The sequence below is a fragment of the Campylobacter sp. US50a genome (genome assembly GCF_004379015.1).
GTDB lineage: Bacteria > Campylobacterota > Campylobacteria > Campylobacterales > Campylobacteraceae > Campylobacter_D > Campylobacter_D jejuni.
Genome location: NZ_RYYJ01000115.1, coordinates 1 through 236, shown reverse-complemented (window position 1 = coordinate 236; position 236 = coordinate 1). Strand labels below are relative to the sequence as shown.

Sequence of the window (236 nt, the reverse complement as noted above, 5' to 3'; positions counted from 1 at the left end):
GATGTAAAAAATGTCAAGAGCTTTTATTTTTTATTAGAAGCCAAGAAAAAACTTATAAGGGATAAAGCTTGCTTCCAAAATGGGATAAAATCTATAGCGTTCATAATGGCAGAATAGACAACCAACACAAAAAGCTGTTTGAACTTGCAGCCAAAGTTGAACATATATTTGATAAACCCGTTCATAGAGATGAAATTAAAGCTTTGCTTACAGATTTTTTCAACTATATGAAATAC

1 pseudogene is annotated in these 236 nt (G+C 30.5%); it reads left to right on the top strand.

Going from position 1 to position 236, the window contains the following annotated elements:
* Positions 1–68: 68 nt before the first annotated feature.
* Positions 69–236: pseudogene (locus ELQ11_RS10440) on the top strand (hemerythrin family non-heme iron protein); the annotation flags it as partial.